The sequence below is a fragment of the Neptunicoccus sediminis genome (assembly GCF_001719615.1).
GTDB classification, from domain to species: Bacteria; Pseudomonadota; Alphaproteobacteria; order Rhodobacterales; family Rhodobacteraceae; genus Amylibacter; species Amylibacter sediminis.
Genome location: NZ_MDVX01000063.1, coordinates 1 through 2164 on the forward strand (window position 1 = coordinate 1; position 2164 = coordinate 2164).

Here is a 2164-nt window from a genome sequence, read left to right on the forward strand (position 1 = left end):
GCTTGAGGATGCACGCGCCGAAACTTCACAGGTTCAGGTAATGCAGGCCGCACAGGCATTGATTGATGCGAAGCGGCAGGTCGAACCCAAGTCCTGACCAAGCCTTGGAGGTCAGCGCGGTCTGATCCCGTCACCCTGAAAAGCAAAAGATGCCGTAATGGGGCTGTCGGCGAATCGAGCACGTTTCGCTTGTTTGTCAGCATGATCTGAAGTGCCGTTGCCCTTGATGCGCCTGCAGCGCGTCTACGAGGTCGTATGTTTCCATGCGCCTCAATTCCTAAGAATAGAAGGGCAACGACATGAATGTATTTATCGGATTGGATGTATCTCTGGCAAGCACTGCGATTTGTGTGCTGGGGCCACAGGGGAGGATCGTTGAAGAATTACAGGCGGAGAGCGAGCCTGAGGCATTGGTACGTGCAATAGCGTCATTGTCATATTCGATCGATGCGATCGGGCTCGAAGCCGGACCTTTGTCCCAATGGCTGAGCAAGGGAATGGAAGAAGCTGGCTTTGACGTGGTCATGATGGAAACACGATTGGTGAAGGCAGCCTTGAAAGCCATGCCGATCAAGACCGACAGGCGCGATGCCCAGGGCATTGCGCGCTTGCTTCAAATGGGATGGTACAGGCCCGTGCACCGCAAATCTGTGTCCTCCCAGGAAATTCGCGCGTTGCTGTCGGCGCGCAAGTCTATTCAGCAGGCCATCATCAACCTTGAGCTTTCGATGCGGGGTGTTCTGCGGAACTTCGGTCTGAAGCTCGGGCATGTCACCCGGATTAGGTACGAGGCCCGGGTGAGGGAACTGGTTGAGCAAAATGAAATCTTGTCCGTGTCGACAGAGGCCCTTTTGCGCGCACGTGCGCAGTTGCGCGTCGAGTTGGCTGAACTGGACGCCAAAATCGCGGATCTGGCAAAACAAGACGACGTTTGCCGTCTGATGATGACGATGCCGGGCGTTGGTCGGATCGTCGCCCTGACGGTCAAAGCCGCGATCGACGATCCGACCCGGTTTGTGCGATCGAAGGATGTTGGTCCGTGGGTGGGGCTGACGCCGAGGCGCACGCAATCCGGAGAGATGGACATTGTCGGGCAAATTACTCGAGCCGGCGACCGGGCCCTTCGAACGGCCTTGTATCAAGCGGCGATGATCTTGATGCACCGAGGGTCCCCAAACTGGCTCCAGGCCTGGGCGCTCAGAGTGGCCCATCGGCGTGGATCGAAACGGGCCTTGATTGCACTTGCGCGGCGTATTGGCGTTGTTTTGCACCGCATGTGGCGAGACGGCACACCATTCCGCCATGCGCAGAGCTGCCCGGCAACGGTCTGAGAAAAACAATTCCAGAACTTGATCGGACGGAGGAAAGCACTGCACCTGACGACAGGTACGACGAGGTCCCTTGCCGGGACGTGGTTCCTGGAGATGCCGGAAGCCCGCAAGTTATCAGCAATCGCTGAATACGCGTGAAAGATGGGCACCCAGGACCAGATTTGGACCAGGCATAGAGTGGCAGCCATGAGGCTGACTACGGACGGAAGAGCGAAGCCCGGACAGGGGGGTGTCCTTCAGTCCTGACGTGCCGGTGCAGTGAAAAAGAAAAAGTAAGCTTCTGAATTTGTGCCTTAAAACTCGGAGAAGAATGAGATCTTCGCCGGGATTTTTGACTTGCCCGAAACCCTTGACAGAGGCCCGCCCCATTACGGAAGTGGGCTTTTTGTCCTTTGGAACTCAGACCCTGATCCAAAGGAAAATCCCCATGACCAAGCCCAAACCGGCAAACCCGGCTCTCTCGATCTCCCACCCTGATCTCGCCTCTGCCCTCGTGCAGATCGGCGCGGAGGTCGACCACCAGCCCCTGCGGAGTTCAGCGCTCGCGCGCATTATGCGCGAGACGTTTCATGGCAGTGATGCCGGGGGCGCCTGGGACTGGCGCATAGCCTATGACATGATGCAGGCTGCGGCCATCCAGGTGCTGCTGGGTGGGGACGGCGCGGCAGGTGACATCGCCGCTGCAAAGCTCCTTGCCTCACGGCTTCTCACGGAAACGCGCCGCTCCGAGCAGCAGATCCGGCTGCAGCAGTTTTCCACGCCGCTGCCATTCGCGGCGCTGGTGGTGCGGGCCGCAGCGATCCGCAAGGGCGAGGCTGTGCTGGAACCCTCGG

Annotated in this window: 1 protein-coding gene and 1 pseudogene; both read left to right on the forward strand. The window is 58.5% G+C overall.

The features are described 5' to 3' along the window. Positions 1 to 299 precede the first annotated feature (299 nt). Entirely contained in the window at positions 300 to 1331 is a 1032-nt protein-coding gene (locus tag BFV97_RS18210; protein WP_069301772.1) for an IS110 family RNA-guided transposase, read from the forward strand. A gap of 427 nt (positions 1332 to 1758) precedes the next feature. Continuing rightward, a pseudogene (locus tag BFV97_RS18215) lies at positions 1759 to 2164 on the forward strand (strawberry notch family protein); the annotation flags it as partial.

Bases quoted from the DNA above. Each gene is read 5' to 3' on its own strand.
- BFV97_RS18210 (WP_069301772.1), top strand. From the start codon at position 300: ATGAATGTATTTATCGGATTGGATGTATCTCTGGCAAGCACTGCGATT.